We start from the raw sequence: 26,707 nt of genomic DNA, 5'->3' as shown, positions 1-26,707 counted from the left end.
CGCACAAATCCATTGTGGTTACTGTTACGTCGCTAACCAAATCACCGCGGGTGGCCGATGTCGAAACCGAATACTGTGTACGTCATCAATAGGAAGCGTGGACAAATTATTTATGACTGTTCTACATGGGTTGAGGCATGGTCGCAGGTCCGCCGATTCACGAGTTGCACTTCGACGACGCACCGAACGTGGGCGACGTTCCGGGGCCGAAATCGACGCGACTCCTCGAAAAACAGCAGCGAATCGACAGCAGCGCCGTCTCGTATCCCGAGGACATCCCTATCGCGTTCGAAAGCGGGAAGGGTGCGACGGTGCGCGACGCCGACGGCAACACCTTCATCGACATGTTCGCCGGTATCGGCGTGCTCAACGTGGGTCACTCGAACCCGTACGTGTTGGAGGCGGTCCACGAGCAGACCGACAAGTTCGTCCACACCGTCGACTTCCCGACGGAGGCCCGACTCGACCTCATCGAGAAGTTGGACGAAATCGCGCCAGAGGGACTGCGCGGGAACAACCGCGTCGTCTTCGGCGGTCCGACGGGGAGCGACGCCATCGAGGCGTCCATCAAACTCGCCAAGTACAACACCGAAGGGACCGGTCTCGTCGCCTTCCGCGGCGCGTACCACGGCGCGACGAGCGGCGCGATGAGCCTCACCGGCAACAAGAAGTTCAAGGGCGACTACTCGCCGCTCCTCCCCGACGTGGTCCACGCACCCTACCCGAACACGGTCGAGATGGGTAAAGGCCCGCAGGAGGCGGTCGACCACTGTCTCGAAGAGGTCAAGGCCATCTTCGAGGACCCCTACGGCGGCCTCGCCAACCCGGCGGGCATCTTCGTCGAACCGATTCAGGGCGAAGGCGGCGTCGTCACCCCGCCGAAGGGGTTCCTGAAAGGCCTCCGCGACATCGCCGATGACAACGACGTTCCCCTCGTGTTCGACGAGATTCAGAGCGGCCTCGGCCGCTCCGGCAAGTGGTGGGCGAGCGAGTGGTACGGTGTCACGCCGGACGTGATGACCTCGGCGAAGGCGCTCGGCGGGACCGGCTTCCCGCTGTCGGCGACCATCTACCACGAGGACCTCGACACGTGGGGGTCGGGCGACCACGCGGGCACGTACCGCGGCCACGTCGTCGGGATGCGCGCCGGCACCCGCGCCATCGAGTACATCCAGGAACACGACCTCCTCGCGCACGCCCGCGACCTCGGCCAGTACATCCGCGGCCGGCTCTCGGAGGTCGCGGAGGACAACCCCCGAATCGTGGACGTTCGCGGGAAGGGCCTGTTCATCGGCGCGGAGTTCGTCGACGCCGAGGGCAACCCCGACGGCGAGGCGGCCGACGCGCTCCAGCAGTACTGCTTCGAGCGCGGCGTACTGGTGTGGAAGGCCGGCCGGCACGGCAACATCCTGCGACTGCTCCCGCCGCTCGTGCTCACCCACGACCTCGCGGAGACGGCGCTCGACGTCATCACCGACGGCATCGAAGCGGTCACGGCCGAAACGCAACGAGTCTAACCACGGTCGAACACCACGATGCCACCCGAACGAGTCATCACGGACGACGCCCCGCGTACGGATAACCCCTACTCGCAGGGCGTCGTCGCCGGCGACACGCTCTACGTCTCGGGCTACGGCCCGGTCGACCCCGAGACGGGTGAGGAGGTCGACGGCGACATCGAAGCACAGACCGACCGCGTGCTCGACAACATCGCGGCCGTCGTCTCCGAGGCCGGCGGCGACGGCCTCGACGACGCGGTGAAACTGACGGTGTACGTCACCGACCTCGACGACTACGAACGGGTCAACGAGGCGTACGGCGCGCGGTTCGACGAGGTGCCGCCGGCGCGCGTCTGCGTCGAGGTCGCGCGCCTGCCCGGCGACGTTCGCGTCGAGATGGACGCGATAGCGTATCTCGGGTAGGCCGCAGCGCGTGGCGTCGCCGCCCGGACGCCCGGGAGATTCGCGGCCCAGTCGAACCGGGGCTCAGTCGTTCAGTTCGTCGACTCGGCGGTCGCGCCGCTCGTTCGCGGCGTCGATTCGCTCGACGAACTCGGACATCTGGGCTTTCATATCGGCGCGCAGGTCGGTCGCAGAGAAGTCGTCTGACTCCGCCAGAAGCCTGACGAACGCCTGTAGTTCCTCGTCGGTGAGCTGGTCGAACGCGCCGCGTTCGAGTTTGTCGATGACGGCGTCGACGTCGATTTGGCCGACCGGTTCGACGTTGAAATCCACCGTGACCATCCGGTAGTCGGAGCCGGCCAGTTCCTGCTCGGCCTTGTTGACGCCCTCGGAGAGCATGTCCTTGAACGGGGTGTAGTAGCCCATCGTCCCGAGGTGGAGGAACGCGAGCATGTCGGTGATGCCCCGCGTGTACGCCTCGCGGTCGGCGGCGTCGGGGTTGAACACCGTCTCGCGGTCGCGGTCTTCGAGCGACTCGAACAGGATGGTGAAATCGAGTATCGCGTTGCGGAGGCGGCGTCGAATCCGGTTTCGCTTCTGCTTTTTCGAGTGGTCGGTGTAGTCGGTCTTCCGGCCGAGCAGGAACTCGCGGTCGCTCGGCGTCAGGATGCCGCGGCCGCGGTCGGCGGCGTAGGCGAGGTCGTCGGTGCCGTCCGTTCCGTCGGCGTCGTTTGCCATATACAGAACGCGTGTACGAATTCGATTAAGCGTTACGAACGGGCCGAATATCCGGACGAATCGGGGCGATAGCCGGGGTATTCCGAAGTCTCGTCTACAGTTCGTGTGAACGCACCGGTCGAGGGCGGAGCGAGGCGCTACGCAGCGGAGAAAGCGCACGACTGCAGCGGGTCGACGTCCGACTTTCCGACCGTTTGTAAACGGATTTCGTTCTCGGCGTCACCGATAACCACAAATTTTATGGTAATGTTTGCACTTGTCGTGATGTGAGACATCACGTAGCATGGTGTCCGTCGGAGCGATAGTATGACAGACCACATTACAGCACACGGGTGCAACGGTCATCGTGGCGCACAGTTCGAGGCGCGGGCCTCGACCAGTCAGTCGGGAGGTGGCAGTCTCGTTCAGACGGGGTCGAACGGGGCGATTACGCACGGGGGGTGTCGGCGGTGAGCTCCTCAAACGGCGTCGTGAGTGAGTTCCTCGACGAAATCGAGCCGGTGGTGTTCGCGTTCGGCGCGGCGATAACGCTGCTCTTCGTCGGCGCGTTCAGCCTCAATCCGGAGGCCTCCTACGACTTCGTCCTCGGGATTCGCCGGTGGATTCTCGCCACGTTCAACTGGTTCTTCCTGTTGGCGATGCTCGGGTTCGTCCTGTTCTTGGGCTTCGTCATCTTCGGGCCGTGGGGTAACCTGAAGCTCGGAGACCAGGACCCCGAGTACGGCTTCCTCTCGTACTTCGCAATGATGTACTCCGCCGGCCTCGCGGCGGGTATCGTCTTCTGGGGTCCCGCGGAGGCGCTGTTCCACTACTCGACGGTCCCGCCGCTGTACGGGGCCGAGGCCCAGTCCTCGGCGGCGATGCCGCTGGCGGTCCAGTACTCTATCTTCCATTGGAGTCTGACCCAGTGGTCGTGTTTCACCGTGATGGGTCTCGCCATCGGCTACTTCGTCTACAACTACGACGCGCCGCTTCGCGTGTCGGCGGTCCTGACGCCGATTCTCGGTGCGGACAACGTCGACGGCGCGATAGGGAAAACCGTCGATATCCTCGCCGTGTTCGCGACCCTCGGCGGCGTCGCAACCTCGCTGGGCTTCATCGGAAGCCAGTTCATCACCGGCCTGAACTTCCAGTGGGGAATCCAACTTGGCGACGTGGGAACCATCCTCGTCATCACAGGCATGGTCGTCATCTTCACCATCTCGTTAGTGCTGGGCGTCGACAAGGGGATTCGACGGCTCTCGAACTTCAACATGGTCGTGTTCACCCTGTTGATGGTCGCGACGCTGGTGTTCGGGCCGACCTTCCGTATCCTCGAACTCGGCACGCAGGCGACCGGTGGCTTCATCGGCGACTTCTTCCAGATGAGCCTGTTCACGCAGGCCACCGCGACCAGCGCCAGTAAGTGGGTCAACGCGTGGACCGTCTTCTACTGGCTCTGGCCGCTCGCGTGGTCGCCCTTCGCGGGCCTGTTCATCGCCCGCATCTCGCGCGGTCGGAGCGTCCGCGAGGTCGCGTTCGCCGGCATCGGTGCGACCTCGCTCGCGACGGTCCCGTGGTTCGCTATCGTCGGCGGCGCGGGCGTCATCATGCAGCACACGGGCGCGGCGAACGTCCTCGGGCCGGTCTCCGAGTACGGCGAAGCGGTCTCGGGGTACGTCCTCTTCGGCAATCTCCCCATCGTCGGACCGCTGCTCCTGTTCGGGTTCCTCGTGCTCGTGACGACGTTCTTCGTCACCTCCGCCGACTCGTCGACGCTGGCTGTGTCGATGATGACGACCGGCGGTAAAAAGGAACCGTCCGCGCTCAACCGCATCTTCTGGGCCGTCCTCCAGGGCGCTGTGGCGTCCATCCTGATGGTCGTCGGCGGCGTGAACGCCCTGCAGTCCGCGGCGATTATCACGGGCGCGCCGTTCGCCGTCATCTGCGTGATAGCGACGCTCGGGCTCATCCGGACCTTCCAAGACGACTACGGAAGCCTGCTCCTCCAAGACGAGACGAACCTCTGGGGGAAGTCGGAGTCGACCGGCGGGCAGGCACCGGCCGCGAACGTCTCCAGCCACGACGACGACTGACGCCGACTCCAGCCGAACGCGGTTCCGTCCCCGTCTCTGTCCCCGTCTCCGTCATCTCCATTCTACGAAGGCCCGTACCGACCGAGAGCGCCGCCGGCGCGGTCGCCGAGGCGGACCGCGAACCGTGATGTGTGGTAGCTCCTATGATACCAAGTTTTAATGTACGGTATCAACAAATCCTGTGTATGGATCGGGATACCGCAGAACCGGACGCAGCAGCGCTGCCCGGACCCAACGCGAAGCAGTGGGTCGAGTTCCACCACAAGCACGCCGCGCCCAGCGAGTACTCCCACGAGTTCGTCTGGGACGTGACCGCCGAGGCCGACGGCCCGTTCGTCACCGACGTGGACGGCAACGTCCTCTTGGACTTCACCTGCCACATCGGGGCCGCGCCGCTCGGCTACAACAACGAGAAAGTGCTGTCGAAGCTCCGGGAGTTCGACCTCGTCGAACCGATGAAAATCGCCGGCCAAGACATGTACTTCGGCGCGGGACCGGACCCCGAAACCGCCGAGTTCCCCGGGTCGAGCCACCTGATGGACAAGCTCACCGACGTCTCCTCTCACTACGGGATGGACACGGTGTTCCTGTCGAACTCCGGGGCCGAGGCCGTCGAGAACGCGATGAAGATAACGCACGACCACAAGGCCCCCGCGAAGTACGGCTACGCCTTCGAGGGGAGCTTCCACGGCCGGACTCTCGGGACGCTCTCGCTCACGAAATCGAAAGAGGTCTACACTCGCCACTACCCGCAAGTCGCGGGCATCGAGACGGTTCCGTTCTGCGCGGACTCGGGCTGTTCGGCGGACTCTTGCGACTGCGGCTTCTTCGCGGGTGGCGGGTCGCAGTTGCGGAACTCGCTCTCGCCGGAGGGCGGCCACGTCAACCCCGACGAGGTCGCGTTCGCGATTCTCGAACCGATTCAGGGCGTCGGCGGCTACCGCTTCCCGAGCGAGGAGTTCATGGCCGAGGTGGGCGACGTCTGCGACACCTACGACATCCCGCTCGTCGTGGACGAGATTCAGTCGGGCGTCGGGCGGACGGGCGAGATGTGGGCCGCCGACCACTACCCCATCGAACCCGATGTCATCGCCAGCGCGAAGGGGCTCCGCGTCGGCGCGACCGTCTCGAGGTCCGACGTCTTCCCGACCGAGAAGAACCGCCTCGGGTCGACGTTCGGCGGCGGCGACCTGCTCGCGTCGATGCAAGGCGCGCTCACGCTCGACGCCATCGAGGAGTACGACCTGCTCGACAACGCGACCGAGCGCGGCCGGCAGGCGAAGGAACTCCTCGCCGACGACGCGCCCGACCACGTGGTCGACGTGCGCGGGAAGGGTCTGATGCTCGCCGTCGAGTTCGACACCAAACAGCGCCGCGACGCCGTCGTCGAAGCGGCGCTCGACCGCGGCCTGCTCACCCTCGGCTGCGGGAAGAAGACGATTCGCCTCCTGCCCCCGCTCGACTCCACCGAGCGCGAAATCGAACTGGGCGTGGGCATCTTCTGCGAGGCGATGGACGCCGTGGCGACCGAAGCGGTCGCGTGAGCGTGGGTTTCGCCGGACGAACAGCGTGAGAAAAAACGGACCCGAGACGCGGTCTGTCCCGTTTTTCCGGACTACTCAGGCCGAGTCAGCAGACTCGCCGACGCACCTGTCCAGCGAGTGCGAAGCGACTTCGACGCCGTCGACCGCGGCCAGCGAGCCGAGCGCGTCCGCGAGGTGGTCCGGACCGCTCCCGTCGAGGCGAACCTCGACCGGAACCCGATTCGGTTCGTCGGCGGCGGTTCGGGCGGCGCGCTCGACGCTATCGAGTTCGGCCCCGGACGCGGCGACGGCCTCGGAGAGGTCGCCGAGAACCGCCGGCCAGTCGTCGAGTTCGAGTCGCGCTTCGGCGGCGCGTCCGAGCGCCTCCATCCCGACGCGAGTCAGTTCGGCGTGTTCGGAGAGGCCGACGTTGCCGCCGGAGACGACGGCCGCGACGTGCTCGCCCTCGACGTCGACCGCGCCCGATAGCAGCGCTGCGACCGGGGCCGCACCGGCCGGTTCGGCGACGGTCTTCGCCCGCTCGGCGAGGACCGTGGTGGCGACCGCGAGGTCCGTGTCGTCGACCGAGACCACGTCGTCGACGCGGTCGCGGACGACCGCGAAGGTCCGCTCTAACAGCCGCGCGTCGGCGATGCCCTCGGCGACGGTATCGACCTCCGAGAGCATGCGAATCTCGTCGGCCTCGAGCGAGGGCTTGGCGTGGGCCGCGCCCTCGGGTTGGACGCCGACGACGCGCACGTCGGGGTTCCGCGCCTTCAGCGCGGTGGCGATACCGGAGATGAGGCCGCCGCCGCCGATGGAGACGAGAACCGTATCCACGTCGGGCGCGTCAGCCGCGAGTTCCCGTCCGACGGTCCCCTGTCCGGCGATGACGGCCGCGTCGTCGAAGGGGTGGACGAACTCCAGTCCCTCGTCGTCGGCGAGTCGCAGAGCGTGTTCGTACGACTCCTCGTACAGGTCGCCCTCGACGACGACCTCCGCGCCGTAACCGCGGGTGGCGTCGATTTTCACCGCCGGCGTGATTTCGGGGACGACGATGGTCGTGTCGATGTCGAGCAGGTCGCCGGCGAGCGCGACGCCCTGCGCGTGGTTGCCGGCGCTGGAGGCGACGACGCCCCGTTCTCGCACCGACTCGGGGAGCTGCGCCATCGCGTTGTACGCGCCGCGAATCTTGAACGACCCCGTCCGCTGGACGTTCTCCAGTTTGAGGTCGACCCGCTCGGCCCCGCAGCGGTCGGCTATGGTTCGCGAGCTATCGAGCGGCGTCCGGTGGACCACGCCGTCGAGTCGCTCGTGGGCGTCCGCAACGTCGTCGGCGGTGACGACTTCCGACGCCGGGGGTGCCGACTCGCCGGTGACGCGCCCGTCGCTCATCGGTTCGCTCCCGCGATTTCTGGAACCGACTCGACGCCGGCGACCGACAGAATCGACCGCGTGAGGACTTCGACGCCGGTTTCGAGGCTTCGCTCGTCCACGTCGAACGTCGCGGTGTGGTGGCTCGTCGGGTGGTCGGTGCCGACGATGGAGTAACATGCGAGGCCGCCGTCGCGCTGGACGCGCTCCATGAGGAACGTGGCGTCCTCGCTCGCGCCGAAGTCGGCGGTCGGCACGACGCGGTCGACGCCGCGCACGCCCTCGGCGGCGTCGGCGACGGCCTCCACGAGTTCGGGGTCGCTGTCGGCCCGCGGGCTCTCGCTGACCACGTCGACCGTCGCTTCGCAGTCGTGCAGTTCGGCGGCCTTCTCGAACCGCCGGCGGAGTTCGGACTTCGCGTACTCCATGAGTTCGGTCGTCTCGCCGCGCGCCTCGGCGACGGCTTCGACCTCGTCGGCGATGACGTTGCTCGCGGTACCGCCTTCGACCCGGCCGACGTTGACGCGGGTCATCCCGTCGGAGTGCCGCGGGATGCCGTAGACGCTCTCGATGGCGGTGCCGAGCGCGTGGATGGCGTTCGCGCCGGCTTCCGGTTCCTTGCCGGCGTGGGCGGTCGTCCCCTCGATTTCCGCGTCGATGTGGCACATGGCGAGCGGCTTCTCGATACCGGCGACGACCTCTCCCGTCGGGTGGTCGAGGCCGACGTGGACCGCGAAGAAGTAGTCGATACCGGCGGCGTACTCGCTTTTCGCCATAGGCGCGCCGCCCCCCGAGATCTCCTCCGCGGGCTGGAAGAACACGACGAGCCGACCCGAAAAGTCGCTTTCCTTGACGGCTTCGAGCGTCGCCAGCCCCCACGTCATGTGGGTGTCGTGGCCGCAGGCGTGCATCGTCTCGCCCGTCTCCGAGCGGAAGCCCTCGGCGGCGGGGTCGTGGCCCGCGTCGTCCGACTCCTCGATGAACAGCCCGTCGATGTCGACCCGAAGGCCGACCGTCGGCCCCTCGCCGCGGTCGAGGACGGCGACACAACCGGTCGTCCCGCCGCGGAGCGGTTCGAGGAGGTCCGGGTCGACCCCGCTGTCGAGCGCCCGGTCGTACCACTCGTCGAGTCGGTCGTCGCTCGGAACGGCCATCCGGTCGTCGGGGTCGTAAGCGTCAGCGCCGACGGCGAGTTCGTCCACGCCGATGGCGCGCAGTTCCTCGACGAGCCGCGCGGTCGTCCGGAACTCGCACCAGCCGGGTTCGGGGTGGCGGTGGAGGTCTCTGCGAAGCTCCGCTAGTCGCGGTCGAACGGCGTCGGCCATGCGTACACGTACCACTCGCCACCCACTTAAGCATAAACGGTATCCGTGGACACCGGCTACACAAAAAGACTAAGGGAACGTCACCCAATCGATGTAGCAACCGCGCCCGCGACGCGCGACTCACACCATGACCGAGACAGACATCGTCGTCCTCCGCGAGGGGACCGAGGGCCTTTCGATGGAATCGTACGCGAACGCGCTCCGCGAGCGCCTCCCGGACCGGACCGTGACGCTCGCCCGGACGCCGAAACAGGAACGCGAACTCGTCGCCGACGCCCGCGTCGTCACGGGCATCACGATAGACGAGGACCTGCTGGACCGCGCCGACCGCCTCGAACTGTTCGCCTGCACGTTCGCCGGGACCGACCACGTCCCGATGGACGCGCTCGCGGAACACGGCGTCGCCGTCACCAATGCCGGCGGCATCCACGCGCCCGGCATCGCCGAGCAGGCTATCGGCAACATGCTCGTGTTCGCCCGCCGCCTCCACGAGGGCTGGCGGCGCAAGGAGCGCGCCGAGTGGCGGCACTTCCAGTCCGGCGAGTTCACCGACAGCACGGTGACGATTATCGGCCTCGGCTCCATCGGGCAGGCCGTCGCCCAGCGGTTGCAGGGCTTCGAAGTCGAGACTATCGGCATCCGCTACACGCCGTCGAAGGGCGGCCCGACCGACGAGGTCGCCGGCTTCGAACCCGACGCGGTTCACGATGCGCTCTCCCGGAGCGAGTACGTCGTGGTCGCGTGTCCGCTGAACGACCTGACCCGCGGGCTCATCGACGAGGCGGAGTTCGCCACGATGCCGACCGACGCCGTGCTCGTCAACGCCGCCCGCGGCGGCATCGTCGACACCGACGCGCTCGTGTCGGCGCTGCGGTCGAACAAGATTCGCGGGGCCGCGCTCGACGTGACCGACCCCGAGCCGCTTCCCGCCGACCACCCGCTGTGGGGGCTGGAGAACTGCCTCATCACGCCCCACACGGGCGGCCACACGCCGAAGCACTGGGACCGCCTCGCCGACATCGTCGCCGGGAACCTCGGGCGGCTCGACGAGGGCGAGGAGCTGGAGAACCAAGTGCTGGCCGCCGAGTCGAACTGACTCCCGATGGCGACGCAGGAACGTCCGGACGACTCCAGCGACGGCCAGCGGACCGACCCGTCAGCCGACCCCGGCGACGACCCGCGCGCCGACTACGACTACGTCGGCGGCGACACCGACCGCGAGGCGCTCGTCCGCGACCTCGAACGCCTCGTCGACGGCGACGTGCGGTTCGACGAGTACACCCGACAACTGTACGCGACCGACGCCTCGGCGTACGAGGTGCTCCCCGTCGGCGTCGTCATGCCGACCTCGACCGCCGACGTGGCGGCCGTCGTAGAGTACTGCGCCGACCGCGAGATTCCCGTCCTCCCCCGCGGCGGCGGCACGAGCCTCGCCGGACAGGCCGTCAACAAGGCGGTCGTCCTTGACCTCTCGCGGCACATGGACGGGGTCCAGTCGGTGGACTCCGAGGCGGCGACGGCGACCGCGCAGGCCGGGGTTACGCTCGCGGACCTCAATAACTCCGCGGCCGACCATGGTCTCACGTTCGGCCCGGACCCCGCCGCGGGCGACCGGAGCGTCCTCGGGGGCGCTATCGGCAACAACTCCACCGGCGCGCACTCCCTGAAGTACGGCAAGACCGACTACTACGTCGAGGAGTGCGAGGTCGTCCTCGCCGACGGGAGCGTCCACCGCTTCGACGAGATGCGCGTGGACGAACTCCGGGAGAAGGCCGACCCCGAGAGCGACGCGTGGGGTTCCGACGGGCCGCAGAGTCCGCTTCTCCCCCGAATCTACGCCGAGGTCGTCCGCGTGCTCGACGAGGAACGAGCGGAGATAGACGCCCGCTACCCGGACCTCAAGCGCAACGTCTCGGGCTACAACCTCGACGCGCTGGTCGAGGAGGCCCGCGGGGAGCGCCCGCTGGCCGACGGGACCGGAACCGACCCGGACTGCGAGTCGGGGACCGTGAACCTCGCGCGCCTGCTCGCCGGGAGCGAGGGGACCCTCGCCGTCGTGACCGAGGCGACCGTCTCGCTCGAATCGCTCCCGGAGACCAAGGCCGTCGCGCTCCTCACCTACGAGGACGTGTTCGACGCCGCCGCCGACGTGGCCCCCATCCTCGACCACGACCCGGCGGCGGTCGAACTCATCGACGACGTGCTCATCGACCTCGCGCTCGACACCGCGGAGTTCCACGACGTGGCCGCGTCGCTCCCCGACGGGACCCGCGCGGCCCTGCTGGTCGAGTTCTACGCCGACTCCGACGCTGACGGCCGGCGGAAGGTCGCCGACCTGCTGACGGCTCGCGCACCCTCGGTGACGCCGGAGGCGACGCCATCTTCGGGCGTCGGCGTCGCCGACGACGCCCGCGCGTTCGACGCGCTGGAAGCCCACGACGAGGCGGCCCGCGCGGGGCTCTGGGAGATGCGCAAGGCCGCCGCGCCCATCCTGCTCTCCCGGACGACCGACGAGAAACACATCTCCTTCATCGAGGACTGCGCCGTGCCGGCCGACGAACTGCCGGGCTACGTCGAGCGGTTCCGCGAGGTCATCGACGACCACGACGCCAACACGAGTTTCTACGCCCACGCGGGGCCGGGCGTGCTGCACGTCCGCCCACTCGTCAACACGAAGACGCTCGCCGGCCTCGATTCGTTCGAGACCATCGCCGACGAGGTGACGGACTTCGTCGTCGAAGCCGGCGGGTCGGTGTCGGGCGAACACGGCGACGGCCGCGCGCGGACCCAGTGGAACCGCAAACTGTACGGCGACCGCCTCTGGAACGCCTTCCGCGACCTCAAGACCGCGTTCGACCCCGACTGGCTCCTGAATCCGGGGCAGGTCTGCGGCGACGTGTCGATGACCGAGAACCTCCGGTTCGACCCCGACTACGAGTTCGACGCCGGCTTCGACCCCGAACTCGAGTGGGACACCGAAAACGGCTTTCAGGGGATGGCGGAGCTCTGCCACGGCTGCGGCGGCTGTCGGGGCGACCAGTCGACCACCGGCGGCGTGATGTGTCCGACCTACCGCGCCACGGAGGAAGAGGGGCTGTCGACCCGCGGTCGCGCCAACATGCTCCGGCAGGCCATGAGCGGCGATCTCGACGCCGACGCGACGGACACCGAGTTCATGCGCGAGGTGCTGGACCTCTGTGTCGGCTGTAAGGGCTGCGCCCGCGACTGCCCGAGCGAGGTCGACATGGCGAAGCTCAAAGCCGAGGTCGAACACGCCCACCACGAGTCTCACGGCGCGAGCCTCCGAGACCACCTGTTCGCCGAGGTGGACCGGCTGAACGCGCTGGGCTCGCGACTCGCCCCGCTTTCGAACTGGGCGGCGAAGATACCGGGCGCGCGGACGGTCATAGAGAAGACCGTCGGCATCGCCAGAGAGCGGTCGCTCCCGACGTTCCACCGCGAATCGCTGGAAGACTGGTTCGAGGCGCGGGGCGGCGCTCGCGTCCCCGAGGCCGAAGCCACCGACAAGGTGCTCCTGTTCCCCGACAGCTACACCAACTACAACCACCCCGACGCGGGGAAGGCCGCGGTCCGCGTCCTCGAAGCCGCCGGCGTCCACGTCTCGATTCCGGACGACGCGACCGCCACCGGCCGCCCGGCCCACTCGAAGGGCTTCCTCGACCGGTCGCGGGCGCGCGCCGAGACGAACGTCGACGCGCTCGCGCCCCGCGTCGAAGCCGGCTGGAGCGTCGTGCTCGTCGAGCCCTCGGACGCGGTCATGTTCCAGTCGGACTACCTCGACTTGCTTTCGAGCGATGCGGCTGAGACCGTCGCCGCCGAGACCTACGGCATCATGGAGTACCTCGACGCGAAGCGCCTCGTGGAAAACATCGACGCCTCAGCGTCGGCCGAGACGCTGACGTATCACGGCCACTGTCACCAGAAGGCGACGCGCAAAGACCACCACGCGGTGGGCGTCCTCCGGCGCGCCGGCTACGACGTAGACCCGCTCGATTCGGGCTGTTGCGGCATGGCCGGGAGCTTCGGCTACGAGGCCGAACACCACTCACTGTCGAAGGCCATCGGCGGCATCCTCTCGGACCAAATCGGCGAGAGCCGCGGCGACACCGTCGTCGCGCCCGGGGCGTCCTGTCGAACCCAACTCGAAGACATGGACGGCGCGGCCGACGACCCGCCGCACCCGATAGAGAAGGTCGCCGAAGCGGTCGCTGACTGAGAAGCGCGCCGAAAAAGAAACCGGGCCGCACCGCGGCCCTTGGGTCGTCGGTCGATTGGGGTTCGCTCGACGCTCAGCCGCTCAGGGCCAGAGGCCCCGCGTCTCCTTCGCGCCGCCGATGCGGGAGAGCGCGACGACGTACGCCGCGTCGCGCCACGTCAGGTCGCGTTCGTCGACGTGTTCGCGGACCGCGTTCCACGCCTTGAGCATCTCCGCTTCCAGTTCCTCGTGGACGCGTTCGAGCGACCACTGGCGGCGGTTGATGTCCTGCAGCCACTCGAAGTACGAGACGGTGACGCCACCGGCGTTGGCGAGGATGTCGGGGACGACGGGAATCCCGCGCTCTTCGAGGACGGCGTCGGCCGCGAACGTCGTCGGCCCGTTCGCGCCCTCGACGACCATGTCCGCCGAGATGGCGTCGACGTTTTCGGTCGTGATGACGTTCCCGATGGCCGCCGGGATGAGCACGTCCACGTCGAGTTCGAGCAGTTCCTCGTTCGTGAGCGACTCGGGGGCGTCGTAGCCCGACACCATGCCGGGGCGCTCGTCGTGACCCTCGACGTCCTGCGTGTCGAGGCCGTCGGGGTCGTAGATGGCCCCGTCCACGTCGGAGACAGCGACCACCTTCGCGCCCCATTCGTCGAGGAGGCGGGCGGCGTTCGCGCCGACGGAACCGAACCCTTGGACTGCGACGGTGGTGTCTTCGATGTCCCAGTCGTAGAAGTCGATGGCTTCGCGGGTGACGATGGCGACGGAGCGACCGGGTGCCTCCTCGCGACCGTACGAGCCGCCGATGACCGGCGGCTTGCCCGTCACGACGCCGGGCGTCGTCTCGCCCTGCTGCATCGAGTAGGCGTCCATGAACCACGCCATCTCCTGCGGACCGGTTCCCATGTCGGGCGCGGGAACGTCCTTCTTCGGCCCGACGACGTTCCGAATCTCCTCGGCGAACCGTCGCGTGAGTCGCTCGCGCTCCTCGTCAGAGAGCGTCTTCGGGTCGACCGCGACGCCGCCCTTGCCGCCGCCGAACGGGAGGTCCATCACGGCGCACTTCCAAGTCATCCACATCGAGAGCCCGATGCACTCGTCGGCGGTCACTTCCGGGTGGTAGCGGAGGCCGCCCTTGTACGGCCCGCGCACGTCGTCGTGCTGCGCGCGGAAGCCAGTAAACACGTCGAGGGAGCCGTCGTCGCGGCGGAGCGGGACCGACACCTGTTGGACTCGTGTCGGGTGCTTCAGGCGCGCGACGACGCCGTCGTCGACGTCGGCGTGGCTCGCCGCGCGTTCGAGCTGCCTGCGCGCCGTCGCCAGCGCCGATTCGGGTTCGGACTCCGAGCCGCCGTCGGCGACCGCTTCGCCGTTTCGATTTTTGCCATCTTCGGTCATCATATGAGGGCTGTGACCCGGAGTCATAATTAAGTTGTGAATAGCCGGCGGGGGAAGTCGGCCAGCGGTTCCGCCCCAGTGGCCGTGACGACGAACGTCTCGCTGAGTTCGACGCCGAAGTCGTCGAACCAGAGGCCGGGGATGGTGTGGAACGTCATGTTCTCTTCGAGCACCGTCTCGTCGCCGGGGCGGAGGCTCGCGGTGTGCTCGCCCCAGTCCGGCGGGTAGCCGAGCCCCATCGAGTAGCCGATGCGGTCTTTCTTCTCGATGCCGTACTCGGCGATGGTGTCGCGCCACGCCTTCTCGACGGCCTCGCAGGTCACGCCGGGTTCGACCGCGTCGAGGGCGGCTTCCATCCCCTCGACGACGATGTCGGCCCGCCGGGACAGCTCTTCCGGGGGGTCGCCGACGAACGTCGTCCGGGCGAGCGGCGAGTGGTAGCGGTGCCGACAGCCGGAGAGTTCGATGATGACCGGGTCGCCGTCCTCGAACTCGCGGTCGGTCCACGTGAGGTGCGGCGTCCCCGTGTGGTCGCCCGAGGGCATCAGCGGGACGATAGACGGGTAGTCGCCGCCGTAGTCGTCGGTGCCCTCGATGAGCGCCGAGTAGATGGCCTCGGCGGCCTCGTACTCGGGAACGCCCTCCTCGATGACGTCGAGGCCGGCCTGCATCGCGTTCTCGGAGATGCGGGCCGCCTCGCGCATGTAGTCGAGTTCGGCGTCGGACTTCTTGATGCGCACCCGGTTCACGAGGAGCGTCGTGTCCTCGAAACTCGCCTCGGGGAGATTCTTCTGCAGGCGCGTGTAGGACTTCGCGGTGAAGTAGTAGGCGTCCATCTCGAGGCCGACGCGCGCGTCGTCGACGCCGAGGTCCTCCAGCACGGCCGCGACGAAGTCCATCGGGTGGAGGTCGTGGGGCGACTGCACGTGGTCGTCGCTGTACGGCCGGATGCTCTCCTCGCTCAGCGTGGTCGTCGCGCGCGCGCCGTTGGCGTCCATGTCGCGACCGACCCACACGGGTTCGTCGCGGTCCCGCGTGACCACGACCCCCTGATGGACGTAGAACGACCACCCGTCGTAGCCGGTGAGATAGTTCATGTTCGCGGGGTCGCTCACGAAGAGCGCGTCCAGCCCGCGTTCGGCCATCCGCTCTTTGGTCCGGGCGATGCGTCTGTCGTACTCGGCGCTGTCGAATACGGCTCTTGGCATGGGAACCTCTATCGAACCATCGGATAGGGCCCGTAAAAATTTTTTGAGGACCATGGTCACGAATTCTGTGTACGCCGACGGCTCGGGAGATGAGTATAATGGGTAGATAGTACAAGAATACAGTCCGACCCAGATAACCATAGATACCTTCTATCCATATATCCCACGTAGGATGCCTTAAAATGCATAACTACTTAAATAATCTAGATTATTCGGATTTTTCAAGACATTCAAACATATAATAAAGTACTATATAAACAATACTAATGTCCCTCCGACCCACCGAGAACAGTACGCATCTGCTGGGAGCCCAATCGTTATTCCTCGCAGTCTCGGAGGCGGGGTATGGACCTCTCTATCGTCGACCTCTCCCCGGTTCCGCGAGGCGGGACCGCGACCGACGCCTACGCGAACACCGTCGAGGCCGCCGCGCAAGCCGAGCGACTGGGTTACTCGCGCTTCTGGGTCGCCGAACACCACGGCATGGCGAGCACCCTCGCGGGAACGACCCCCGAGGTGTTGCTCGGCCACCTCGCCGCGGAGACCGACTCGATTCGGCTCGGCTCCGGCGCGGTGCTGCTCAACCACTACAGCCCGTTCAAGGTCGCAGAGCAGTTCGGCGCGCTCGACGGGCTCGCTCCCGGTCGCATCGACGCTGGGCTCGGCCGGGCGAACGGGTCGCCCGCCTCGGACCAGGCGCTCGGGACGGACCGGCACGTCGAGGACCCTGACGGCGACCACGCCGAGAAGGTCGAGGCCGTCGTCAACCACCTCTACGACGACTACCCCGACGAACACCCCTACGCCGACCTCGAAATTCCGCGAGGCAACGGCGATCCGCCAGTTCCGTGGGTGCTCGGGTCGAGTCCGTCGAGCGCGACCATCGCGGGCGAACTCGGGCTGCCCTACTGTTTCGCGGGCTTCATCAGACCGCAGTTCGCCGTCCACTCCTTCGAGGAGTACCGAGAGAGCTTCCGGGCGTCGCCACTGGCCGGCGGCATCGACGAACCCCACGGGATGGTCGCGGTGAACGCGGTCTGCGCCGAGACCGACGAGGAGGCGGCGCGGCTCCGCGCGGTGGCCGAGGCGACGTACAAGCGGATGCGTCGCGGCGAGGTCGGGACGAGACCGACTGTCGAGGAGGCGATAGACGAACTCGGCGGCGTCCCCGAACCCACGCCCGCGACGCTCGGGGCGAAAGAGTGGCCGCGAGCCATCTCCGGCAGTCCCGAGACGGTTTCGGGGCTGTTGGACCAGCTCGCCGAACGCGTCGGAGCCGACGAGATGATGATTCAGCACGTCGTCGGCGACCACGAAGACGGCCTCCGCTCGCACGAACTGCTCGCCGAGGGCGTCGGGCTCGTCTGACGCGTCAGCTTCCGCGACAGTCCGTCGGCCCGGATAATTCATATTGCGGTCCCCGAAATGGAGAGTGTGTCACGCGTACGGTATCTTCGACTCAAGGACACGCCCTTCGAGGCGCGGGAATTCTCGCTCCTCTGGCTCATCGCGCTCGCAACCTACGGCGTCGGCGACATCGTCACGACGCTCACTATCCTCTACTACGAGCGCCGGTTCGACGAGGCGAACGCCCTGCTCGTGGCGAGCACGGACGCCCTCGGCCATTGGGGGCTCGTCCTCCCGAAGCTCGCGGTCTTCTTCCTCTGTCTCGGAATCTGCGTCTACGGCGCTCGCGTGGGCGATAAGGTGCTGTACTACCTGCCGCCGGTCACGCTCTCCGTCATCGGGGCGTTCGCCACGGCGTTCAACCTCAGACTCTTCGTCGGGTGAAGGGGGGCCAGGAGAAAACGTGTCGCAACCCGCTCAGTCGGTCGCCTGTTCGAGCGTGAAGACGAACTCCACGTCGACGCTGTCGGTCTGTATCTCGTTGCCTGCCGACTCCCGAATCCGCCACTCGACGACGAGCGACAGGGATTCCCCGCCATCGAGTCGGCCGAGCGTGACGGACTCGTTCCACACGTCGGCGAAGTCGAGATACGTCGTCTCGTCGCCAAGCACGTAGGCGCTCGTCCCGTTCGCCCGCTCGACGCGAAGTCGGACGGCGAGCGCCTCGTGGAGTTCACCCTCGTCGGCTCCGCCCGTCGAATCGACCGACAGTTCAGGTCCGGAGCGGCCGTTTTCGGCGGACTCGAACGGCATCGAATCCAGCGTCAACACGCCGGGGTCGCGCCCGCGGTTGGTGAGCGTCCCCGTCGAGTTGCCCGCGGAGCCGGGCGCGACCGACTGCGTGTCGAGAAGCGAGACGCCGGCCCCGCCGGAGCCGAGTTCGAGGTCGACGCCCTCCGGGGCGCTCCCGGCGGTGTTTTCGACGGTTACGTCGAACGACGCGGTCTCCTCGGTTCGGGCGACCTCGGTCGAACCGCGGAAGAACACCGCAGTCACGGAGACGTAGCCAGTCGTGACGGCTGTCTCGCCGTCGTCGCTGGCGGTGAAGCCCGCGGTTCGGTCGCCGTCGGCGTAGGTCACGTCGGAGCCGAGCGCGTCGGCGACGTCCACGGGACTCGACCCCCGACTGGTGACGCGTCGCTCCTCCTGCCAGCCGTCGTCCGGTGCCCACGTGTTCACCACGAGAACCACGCTGTCGACCGCGCCGGTCCACGAGAGCGATCCGGTCACGGGGCCGCTGAGCGTCCCGACCGTTCCGTCGGCGCTTCGGACCGTCGGTGGGTCGGCGGCCTCGACCGTCAGCGTCGGGTCGGGCGCGGGCGACGATGCGGCCGTGGTCGCGGTCGTCGTTTGGCTGTCGCCACCGGAGCCACCACCGCCACCACCTCCGCTGCCCGTAGAGCGCGCCGTAGTGGTCGGCCCGGGAGTGCTCGTCGGCGCGGACGTCGGCGACGGCGTTGGTGGAGCCGGTGTCGATGTCTGCGCCGGCGTCTCCGTCGACTCGGGGTCCGTCGTCGTGGCCGGCGTAGACGTCGCACTCGTGGTCGGCGTGGGCGTTGGTGTCGGCGTGTCGCCGGACTGGTTCGTCTCGTCGGACGGGGCGTCCGATGTCTGCGGAGGCGGCGTCACGGTGACCTCCGGCGGCGACGGCTCGGGGTCACCGTCACCTCGGAGGTCGGAGAGCGCGTCGTTGACGCCGCTGTCGTCGAGGAAGCGGTCGATGCTTCCGGGGGCGGCCAAGCCGGTTCCGACCAGCACGATGCCGACAACCACGAAGACGATGACTAACCGGCCGAGGACTTGAGAGAGCCGCGGCGAGAGCGTGCCGAGAAGTTTCGCCGAAAAGAGCGAGGCGAGCGACAGCGGAATCGGGAGCAGGCCCGCTCGCGACGGGCGGTACTCGACCACCAGCGCCGTCTCGGTGGGGCGGTCGCCGGCTTCGACCTCGTCGCCGACGGCGACCGGACGCTCGTCGGTTCGCGGGCCGTCGTCCTCGTCGGTCGAGATGCGCTCGACGGTCGTGGAGTCGGCGGCTGTGTCGCGCACAAACGACGACGAGCGGGGGCTCCAACGGCGAACCTCTCGGACGACCCCGTGGACGGGCAGGCCCTCGCCGGGGAGACAGAGGACGCGGTCGCCGCGTTCGAGGCGCTCGAAGTCGACCTCGTCGAAGTCGTCCGTGTCAAAGTCGGTCGCGTCGCGGTCGGCTTCCGTCTCGTCGACGAGGCGGCGGCACCGGGTCGCGTCGGCGAGAATCAGTTCGGGCGACTGCTCCGGAGTCCAGTCGAGCGCGTCCGCGTCGTCCGGGCCGCTCACGAGGGAATCACCGCCCGTCCTCGGATGCGGGCGTCTCGTCGGCCGCCGTCGCCGCCGCATCGCGGTCGGCAGGGTCGGTCACCCACTCGATATCGTCGGTCGAAGCGGAGGTGTCGGAGGCGGAAGACGAGGGAGGCGATTCGACGACTGCGACGGGGTCCGAAAGGCGGACCCCCGTCCGCTCCGGGTAGAGCGTGACGCCGCCGTCCGAGGCGCTGACGTAACCGGCGTCGATACCGGCTCCGCCGTTGGGCCGGCCGTCGCTTCCAGCGCTTTCGGCGCTCCCCCCGGGGCCGTCCTCCTCGTCGCCGTCGACCTCGACGAGCGCGTCAGTGTACAGCGAGTAGAGTTCGGTCACGACGAGGAGCGCGCCGGGGAGGATGACGAACAGGACCAAGCCGAGTTTCGACTGGGCAAACTGGGAGGCGAGTCCGAGGTACGGCACGTGGAACCAGACGCTCCCGACCACGCGGTCGGCCGCGACGGGGTCCGAGTCGACGTCCTCGTTGGCGTCGCCCTTCGTCCGGAACACCGGACTGTCGCCGCTTCGGTCCACCGCGACGACCCGGTGGGTCACGCGGTCGGTCCGCTCGTCGGTGATGGCGCTGCCGGCTTCCCGGTAGGTGATGATATCTCCCTCCGAGATGTCTGTGGGCGGAACGTCGCGGACGACCACCACGTCGCCGGCGTCGAACGTCGGCGACATGCTCCCCGAGAGGACGGTGTAACTGGCCTCGGCACCGAATACCTGCGGGGCAGCGAGCACGACGACGAGGGCGACGGCGACGAGGAGGACGACGCCGCCAAGGACGCGAGCCGCCGCGGCGAGACGGGACCAGTGCATCGGTCAGTCGTCTCCGTCGTCATCGTCGTCGTCATCATCCGCTTCATCGTCATCACTGTCTCCGTCGTCATCGTCGTCGTCGTTCTCGTTGCCGTCCTCGTCGTCGTTCTCGTTGCCGTCCTCGTCTTCACCGTCGTCGTCATCGCTGTCCGAGCCACCGTCACCGTCGTGACCGTGGTCGTCATCGTCGCCATCTCTGTCGTCGTGATGACTGTCGTCGCCGTCATCGTCGCCCGTCTTGACGTCGACCCGAACCACGAGGTCGTCGGGGTCGATATCTTCGTCAGCATCCCACGAGAACCGGAGCGTCCCCGTGAGCGAGAACGACCCGTCAATCTCGCGGTCGATGCGGACGTGGCTCGTGCCGGTCGCGTCGACCGAGACGTCGGCGAGGGCGCTCGTCTCCCCGTCCGCGGAGAGTTCGAGGTCCGAGACCGTGACCGACGACCCGGCGGCCGAGGCGGAGACCGTGACGCCGAGCGCGACCACGTCGTCCGCGCCGACGCCCTGCGCCTTCCGCCCGTTCTTGTCCGGGTACTCGGTGCCGCCGATGGTCATCGTCACCTTGCTGCCGTCGAAGTCGACCCGGAACGACTCGGTCCGTCCCGAGGACCACGCGTGCTGCCAGTGGTCGTTCTGCTTGTGGACGCGGGTCTCGGAGCGTCCGGAGCGCTTCAGCACCGCGACTTCGTAGTTCTCCGGCTCCGAGTTACCGGGGGCGGAGCCGTCTTCGGGGTCGCCGTAGCGAGCGAGCGTCGCCCAGTCCCACCCGCCCATCGCGGCGCGGGCGTCGCCGGAACCGGACGCCGAATCGTCGTCACCGTCGCCATTGTCGTCATCGTCGTCACCGTCGTCGTCGACCTCGCAAGTGGCGTCGCCGTCGTCGTCGGCCCGCTGGTCGAGCGCGAACCGGAGGTCGACGCCCGCGACGTCCGAGGCGACCTCGTTGCCGGCGCTCGACGGGAGCCGCCACGCGATGACGAACTCGACGGACTCGCCGGGGGCGAGTTCGTAGTCGAGGTCGAACGTCTCGTCTGCGACGAACATCGAGTCGAGGATCGCGTAGTCGGAACTGCCGCAGAGGAACGTCTTCGACCCGTCCGGGGCTTCGAGCCACGCGCGGACTTCGAGCGCCTGCGCGAGTTCGCCGTCCCCGACGCGGGGGTCGTTCTGCGACGGGGGCTCCGACTGGCCGTTCTCGTCGTCGGTGACACCGAGTACGTCGATGTCGAGAAAACCCGGGAGCGACCCGCGGTTGCGGAGCGTCACCGACGCGGTGCCGCTGTCGCCGGGCGCGAGGCCGGACTCTTCGAGGAACGTGAGTCGCTCGTCGTCGCCGTCGACCGTCAGGTCGAGCGTGCCGACGCCGAACGACGCGTCGGCGCGCTCGGTGTCGGAAAACGCCGAGTACGTGCCAACGCCCGCGGCGGCGCTCCCGGCGCTAATCGTGAAGAGGCCGCCGAGGAATCGGCGTCGAGTGAGCGTCAGCGTTGGTGTCTGTTTCGGCATCGAGTGGCGTCGGTGAGTGCGTCCGGCGGGTCGGGACGAAAGAGGTGAACTCGGTCGACTGCGACCGGGTGCGTCGTCTGCGTCGCCCGCGAACGCGAGTGTGGTTACTGGCTGTCCCGCTGGTTCAGCTCGAAGTCGAACTGGATGTCGAGGCCGTCGGCCTGGAACTCGTTGCCGGCGCTCTCCTGCATCTCCAGCGCGAAGGAGAACGTCTTGGTCTCGCCGGACGCGAGCGCGATGTCTCGGACGTTGGAGTCGTCGTCCTCGCCGGCGTTGTTGGCGACCACGTCCGCGAGGGTAGCCGACCCACCGAAGCGGTCGGCGAGCACGTCGAGGCTCCCGACTTCGAACGTCGTCACGTCGAGGACGCCCGCGAGGTCCGCCACCGAGGCGTCCGCGTCGCCGTCGTCGCCGGCCGTGGCGTCGCTGTCGTTTTCGGTCAGCGCGAGGTCGATGTCGAGGCTCCCGTCGAGCGTCCCGTCGTTTTCGAGGTCCACTTCGAAGGTGTCGGTCTCGTCGCCGGGCGCGAGGCCCGTGGCGCTGAAGCTCGCGGAACTGGCTCCGTCGGCGAGGCTCAGCGTCCCCGCCTGGAGCGTGTTCTCGGTGCTCGATTCGGTGTCGTTGAAGAGGGCGAACGTGCCCACCCCGGCTGCGGCGCTTCCCGCACCGATCGTGAGGAGTCCCCCGAGGGCGCGGCGTCGTGTGAGTTTGAATACTTTCTCTGGCATCGGTTTCTCCGTGCGGCCCACCATACACCCACTCCCTTCCGTGACGTTCTGGGTGGGGTGACCTTCAGAGATAGCTACTCGATTAGGCGGCAATAATTCGATACCACCACTATGCGGTATCCGGCAAAAACCGGGTGACGTGATAGCCTTCGTCAGGGGAGAGATGAGACGAGGACCGACCGGGCGTGTCGGCTCGACTGGATTACACGTCGCCGGGCTCGCCGTCGAACAGCTCGGCGAAGACCTTCCGCTGGGCCGCCCTGAGGTGTTGGGTGAACGTCGACCGCGAGACGCCGATGGCCTCGGCGACCTCGGCGGCGCTGCGGCGCTTCGGACGCTCGAAGTAGCCCGTTCGGTACGCGACTTCGAGCGACTCGCGCTGTCGGTCTGTGAGTCCGGCCAACACGCTGGCCCCGATATCGGACTCGACGGAGCGGTGGTTCCGCGCGGTCATGACGACGCTGTCGAACCCGGCTGCGAGCGCCTCGACGAACGGGCCGGCCGGTCGCCGCCGGGGGAGGTCGACGACGACCGTCGCCTCGCCGGCGGCCACGACGACGCGCTGGAGGACGCCGCCCGCGTCGGCGATGGCCGTCCCGAAAGAGGGCGCGGCCGTGTCGAACTGCGCCCTGACAACTTCGTCCTCGGCCACCACGCCCCCGGGCGTCACGCCGTCGAGACTCGCCAACGCGTCGGTCACCGCGGCCTCGGTCGCCCCGCGAACCGTCACGAAGTAGCGCTCGCTGTCGCCGCGGGGCAACACCGTGTGGACGACGAGTTCCGCGTCCCGACCGAGGGCGTCGCCGACCGCCAGAACCCCCGCACCGCCGTCGCGGACGCTGAGTCGGACGCGGACGACCTCGTCGGCCACGAGCGCCTCCCGGCTCTCGGCGGTGCTGAGGGCGTACCCGAGCGTCTCCGCCAGTTCTTCGAACCGCCGGCGCTCGCGGTCGTCGTCGGCACCGCGGCGGTAGACGCCGAGGACGCCGTAGTCGACGCCGCCGTATCGGAGCGAGACTGCGACCGCAGTTTCGATTCCGGCCGCGGACGCGGCCTCGACCCAGCGCCGGTCGGAATCAGCGTCGGGGCTCCCGGGGTGTGACGCTTCTGCACCGACTGTGCGAACGGTTGTTCCCCCCTCGCGGAAGGCGGTCAGGCTCGGTTCGGTCGAGTCGCGCCGCGCGGCCGCGTCGGCGTCGAGCACGCCGGCGGCCCGGAGGTACGACCCGTCGCCTTCGACCGCGAGCGGGTCGAGTCCGCCGCCCGCGGTCCGCTCGCCAACCCACGCCACGGTGGTGTCGGGGTCGCTCCCGATGTACCGGCAGAACGCCTCCGCGACCTCCACCCGCGAGGACTGTCGGACGAGAATCTCGCGAATCGCCTCCTTCGTGTCGCGCTCGCGTTCGAGTCGGCGCTGGTGGTGGACCTGCGCCGTGATGTCGCGGAGGACGCCGATACTGCCGGGCAGGCCGTCGTCGACGACGTGGTCCACGTCGAGGATGCAGTGGCGGGTCTCGCCGTCGCGGGTGCGGATGCGGATGTCGAGCGACTGCGGGGCCGACAGGTCGAGCGCGTCGCGGACGCGGACCCGGTCGTCCGGGTGGACAACCGTCTCGACGATGTCGTCGGCGAGGAGCGCCGCGCGGTCGTAGCCGGTGAGCGTCGTCGCCGCATCGTTGACGAGGACGACGCCGCCGTCGCGAGCGACGAAGATGGCGTCGCGGACGCTCTCGACGAGCGTCCGGTAGCGCGCTTCGCTCTCCGCGAGCGCGCGCTCCGTCCGGTGCTTGTCGACCGCGGTTCGGACACGCGTGGCGAGCGCTGCGGCGCTGTCGTCGACGCTCGTCTTGACGATGTAGTCGTCCGCGCCGGCCGACAGCGCGCTGCTGGCGAGCCCCTCGTTTCCGGCGCCGGTAAAGAGGAGAAACGGGAGGTCCGGTCGGTCTTCGCGGACCGCCGCCAGCAGTTCGATACCCGTTCGTCCGGGCATGTAGTAGTCGCTGACGACGCACTCCACGTCGTCGGTGAGGCGGTCGAGCGCCCCGTCGACGCTGTTGGCCGCCCGAACGTCGAAGTCGGGGGCCTCCTCGTGGAGTCGCTGTACCACGAGCGTCAGCCAGTCGCGGTTGTCGTCGACGAGGAGGACCGCGACGGGGTCCGCGCTCGTCTCGTCTGTCGTCTCGGTCACGGCGGTTCGGCCGTCCGTGGCACAGCGACTGAGATAAACTGTTCGGGTGACGAACCCGAGGGAATCGGGGAACTGGGAACCCTAGGACGGTTTACGCCGATATCGAGGCGGAATCGGCTTCCGAACAAGTACTTCTAAATACCAGAGCGGGAACAGAACACGCACCGATGGACGCGAGCGGCGGTTGGGGGCGGTGAGAGATGGGGTGGCAATACACCGTCTTCGCGCTGCCGACCCTCTTTGCGATGATTACCTCGGCGCTGCTAGGTGTCTACAGCCTTCGGCACATGCGGCTCCACGGGCGGTCGTCCGACCTCGGCGCGTTCTTCGCCGTGAACGTCGGGCTCGTCCTCTGGACCGGGTTTTCGGCACTCAAACTCCTGCAGACCGACCCGTCGCTGAAGCTGCTTTTCTACCGGTTCCTCTACTTCGGCGTCGCGCCGCTCGGCGCGCTCGCGCTCCTCTTTACGCTCCTTCACACCGACCGGATTCGCCGAGTCACGCCCGGAGTGGTCGCGGCGCTCATGGCCGTTCCGGTGGTCTTTCTGGCGCTCCTGTTCGCGAATCCCCACGACCTCGCCATCGAGGGGACGCGCCTCGTCGAGACGAACGGCGTCGTCGTCATGCGGGTCGACGTCGGCCTCGGCCACGTGGTGTTGCAGTTGCTCTACAACGCGGTGCTCTCCGTGCTGGCCGTCGCGCTCATCCTCTACGAGGCGGTTCGGCTCGGACGGCCGTACATCCCGCAGGCGGTGCTGGTGAGCGTCGGCCTCGCCGCCCCGTTCGTTTTCGTGGCCTGCACCACGTTCGGAATCCCCCCGTTCAGTAGCGACGGCGTGAACCTCGTGCCAACTTCGGCGGCCGTCACGTCGGCCGCTATCGGCGTCGCGCTCTTCCGCTACCGGTTTCTCGACCTGCCGCCCATCGCCTACACGACCGCGATGGAGGAGTCGCCCGACGGGGTGTTCGTCCTCGACGCCGACGAGCGAATCGTCCACGTCAACGACCGCGGCGCGGCGCTCTTGGAGCGCTTCGGCGCGGCCGTCGGCGACCCGCTCACGGGGGTCTCGCCGGACCTCGACCTGACGACCGAGAGCAACGACAGCGTCAGGACCACGCGAGAGGACGGCGAGACGGTGTACCTCAGCGCCCGGTCCCAGCGGCTCGAGCGGGGCGACCAGACCATCGGATGGGTCATCGTCCTCCGCGACGTGACCGAGTTACACCGCCAAAAGCAGACGATTCTCTCCCAGAACGAGAAGCTCACCCTGCTCAACCAGATAATCCGCCACGACATCCGCAACGACATGGCCGTCATCCTCGGCAACGCCCAGTTGGTCGAGGAGTCGGTCGACGACGAGGTGGTTCGCGAGCGCCTCGACGCGATAATCAGGAGCGGCGAGCACGCCACCGAACTCACCGAGAACGTCCGGAACCTCATGGCCACGATGCTCGACGACGAGGAGACGAACCGGCCGACGACGCTCGCCGGGCCGCTGTGGGCCGAGGCGAGCGCGGTTCGCGACGGAACGTCCGAGGCCGCGGTCTCGCTCCCCGGCGAGCCGCCGGACGTGACCGTCGTCGCCGACGACATGCTGGGGACCGTCTTCCGCAACCTCCTCACGAACGCGGTGCGGCACAACGACGCCGACCCGGCCGAAATCGACGTGTCGGTCGAGGTCCGGGACGACGAGGCGCTCGTCCGAATCGCCGACAACGGACCGGGCATCCCCGACGACCGAAAAGAGGAGGTGTTCGGCCGCGGCGAGAAGGGCCTCGAAAGCCCCGGAACCGGTCTCGGGCTCTACCTCGTCGACACCATCGTGAGCGGCTACGGCGGCGACGTGTGGGTCGAGGACAACGACCCCCGCGGCGCGGTTTTCGTCGTCCGCCTGCGGAGGGCCTGAGAGCGGGACGACTGCACAGTCCCAACACTCAAAAGGTCAGC

Annotated in this window: 19 protein-coding genes; 9 read left to right on the top strand and 10 right to left on the bottom strand. The window is 68.0% G+C overall.

All coding sequences use genetic code 11. The features are described from left to right. Window positions 1-137: 137 nt before the first annotated feature. Both C457_RS19230 and C457_RS19225 read left to right on the top strand, forming a co-directional pair. Window positions 138-1,517, top strand: coding sequence for an aspartate aminotransferase family protein (locus C457_RS19230; protein ID WP_008097269.1), 1,380 nt, complete (start codon window positions 138-140; stop codon window positions 1,515-1,517). An 18-nt stretch (window positions 1,518-1,535) separates the two neighbouring features. Then, complete coding sequence (locus C457_RS19225) at window positions 1,536-1,922, top strand: Rid family detoxifying hydrolase (protein ID WP_008097267.1); 387 nt, start codon at window positions 1,536-1,538, stop codon at window positions 1,920-1,922. Between the two features lie 63 nt (window positions 1,923-1,985). On the opposite strand, the gene C457_RS19220 is transcribed toward C457_RS19225, so the two are convergent. Beyond that, entirely contained in the window at window positions 1,986-2,639 is a 654-nt protein-coding gene (locus C457_RS19220) for a hypothetical protein (protein ID WP_008097264.1), read from the bottom strand. A 440-nt stretch (window positions 2,640-3,079) separates the two neighbouring features. Between C457_RS19220 and C457_RS19215 the strand changes: the two genes are divergently transcribed. Next, window positions 3,080-4,714, top strand: coding sequence for a BCCT family transporter (locus C457_RS19215; RefSeq protein ID WP_008097263.1), 1,635 nt, complete (start codon window positions 3,080-3,082; stop codon window positions 4,712-4,714). Window positions 4,715-4,899: 185 nt separating this feature from the next. Continuing rightward, the gene (locus C457_RS19210; protein WP_008097262.1) at window positions 4,900-6,258 is read left to right on the top strand and encodes an aminotransferase class III-fold pyridoxal phosphate-dependent enzyme; all 1,359 of its coding nucleotides are present in this window, start codon (window positions 4,900-4,902) and stop codon (window positions 6,256-6,258) included. Window positions 6,259-6,333: 75 nt separating this feature from the next. Here the strand turns inward: C457_RS19210 and ilvA are convergent, their stop codons facing one another. Together ilvA and C457_RS19200 are read right to left on the bottom strand one after the other, a co-directional pair. Further along, entirely contained in the window at window positions 6,334-7,632 is a 1,299-nt protein-coding gene (ilvA, locus tag C457_RS19205; RefSeq protein WP_008097261.1) for a threonine ammonia-lyase, read from the bottom strand. Beyond that, the gene (locus C457_RS19200; RefSeq protein WP_008097260.1) at window positions 7,629-8,936 is read right to left on the bottom strand and encodes an amidohydrolase; all 1,308 of its coding nucleotides are present in this window, start codon (window positions 8,934-8,936) and stop codon (window positions 7,629-7,631) included. Before C457_RS19200 ends, ilvA begins: the two co-directional genes overlap by 4 nt. Window positions 8,937-9,063: 127 nt before the next feature. Here C457_RS19200 and C457_RS19195 point away from each other — a divergent pair, with 127 nt between their 5' ends. Both C457_RS19195 and C457_RS19190 read left to right on the top strand, forming a co-directional pair. Beyond that, window positions 9,064-10,032, top strand: a complete 969-nt coding sequence (locus C457_RS19195; protein ID WP_008097259.1) for a D-2-hydroxyacid dehydrogenase — start codon at window positions 9,064-9,066, stop codon at window positions 10,030-10,032. Between the two features lie 6 nt (window positions 10,033-10,038). Beyond that, entirely contained in the window at window positions 10,039-13,173 is a 3,135-nt protein-coding gene (locus tag C457_RS19190; protein ID WP_008097258.1) for an FAD-binding and (Fe-S)-binding domain-containing protein, read from the top strand. Window positions 13,174-13,254: 81 nt separating this feature from the next. Here C457_RS19190 and gdhB read toward each other — a convergent pair whose 3' ends face one another. After that, window positions 13,255-14,562, bottom strand: coding sequence for a glutamate dehydrogenase GdhB (gdhB, locus tag C457_RS19185; RefSeq protein ID WP_008097257.1), 1,308 nt, complete (start codon window positions 14,560-14,562; stop codon window positions 13,255-13,257). Window positions 14,563-14,588: 26 nt separating this feature from the next. After that, on the bottom strand, window positions 14,589-15,767 hold the full coding sequence (locus C457_RS19180) for a M24 family metallopeptidase (protein WP_008097255.1): 1,179 nt from the start codon (window positions 15,765-15,767) through the stop codon (window positions 14,589-14,591). A gap of 345 nt (window positions 15,768-16,112) precedes the next feature. Here C457_RS19180 and C457_RS19175 point away from each other — a divergent pair, with 345 nt between their 5' ends. Together C457_RS19175 and C457_RS19170 are read left to right on the top strand one after the other, a co-directional pair. Continuing rightward, on the top strand, window positions 16,113-17,135 hold the full coding sequence (locus tag C457_RS19175) for an LLM class flavin-dependent oxidoreductase (RefSeq protein ID WP_008097253.1): 1,023 nt from the start codon (window positions 16,113-16,115) through the stop codon (window positions 17,133-17,135). A gap of 66 nt (window positions 17,136-17,201) precedes the next feature. After that, on the top strand, window positions 17,202-17,558 hold the full coding sequence (locus C457_RS19170) for a hypothetical protein (protein ID WP_008097251.1): 357 nt from the start codon (window positions 17,202-17,204) through the stop codon (window positions 17,556-17,558). Window positions 17,559-17,591: 33 nt separating this feature from the next. Here the strand turns inward: C457_RS19170 and C457_RS19165 are convergent, their stop codons facing one another. The 5 genes from C457_RS19165 to C457_RS19145 all read right to left on the bottom strand — a co-directional run bounded on the left by C457_RS19165 (window position 17,592) and on the right by C457_RS19145 (window position 24,759). After that, a complete protein-coding gene (locus C457_RS19165; protein ID WP_008097250.1) occupies window positions 17,592-19,490 on the bottom strand; it encodes a hypothetical protein in 1,899 nt (632 codons plus the stop codon). Between the two features lie 7 nt (window positions 19,491-19,497). Beyond that, on the bottom strand, window positions 19,498-20,334 hold the full coding sequence (locus C457_RS19160; RefSeq protein ID WP_008097249.1) for a signal peptidase I: 837 nt from the start codon (window positions 20,332-20,334) through the stop codon (window positions 19,498-19,500). A gap of 3 nt (window positions 20,335-20,337) precedes the next feature. Next, window positions 20,338-21,843 carry a TasA family protein gene (locus C457_RS19155; RefSeq protein ID WP_008097248.1) on the bottom strand — a complete coding sequence of 502 codons (1,506 nt, stop codon included), beginning with the start codon at window positions 21,841-21,843 and terminating at the stop codon, window positions 20,338-20,340. A 104-nt stretch (window positions 21,844-21,947) separates the two neighbouring features. Beyond that, window positions 21,948-22,571 (bottom strand): TasA family protein, encoded by a 624-nt coding sequence (locus C457_RS19150; RefSeq protein ID WP_049913744.1) that lies wholly within the window; start codon window positions 22,569-22,571, stop codon window positions 21,948-21,950. 202 nt (window positions 22,572-22,773) lie between these two features. Continuing rightward, a complete protein-coding gene (locus C457_RS19145) occupies window positions 22,774-24,759 on the bottom strand; it encodes a helix-turn-helix domain-containing protein (RefSeq protein WP_008097244.1) in 1,986 nt (661 codons plus the stop codon). Between the two features lie 200 nt (window positions 24,760-24,959). Here C457_RS19145 and C457_RS19140 point away from each other — a divergent pair, with 200 nt between their 5' ends. Beyond that, window positions 24,960-26,666, top strand: coding sequence for a histidine kinase N-terminal 7TM domain-containing protein (locus tag C457_RS19140; protein ID WP_049913733.1), 1,707 nt, complete (start codon window positions 24,960-24,962; stop codon window positions 26,664-26,666). Window positions 26,667-26,707 lie beyond the last annotated feature (41 nt).

This window comes from Haloferax prahovense DSM 18310, assembly GCF_000336815.1.
In the GTDB taxonomy this organism is placed as follows: Archaea; Halobacteriota; Halobacteria; order Halobacteriales; family Haloferacaceae; genus Haloferax; species Haloferax prahovense.
Note: the sequence above shows the minus strand (reverse complement) of the source record. Positions and strands in the feature narration are given on the sequence as shown.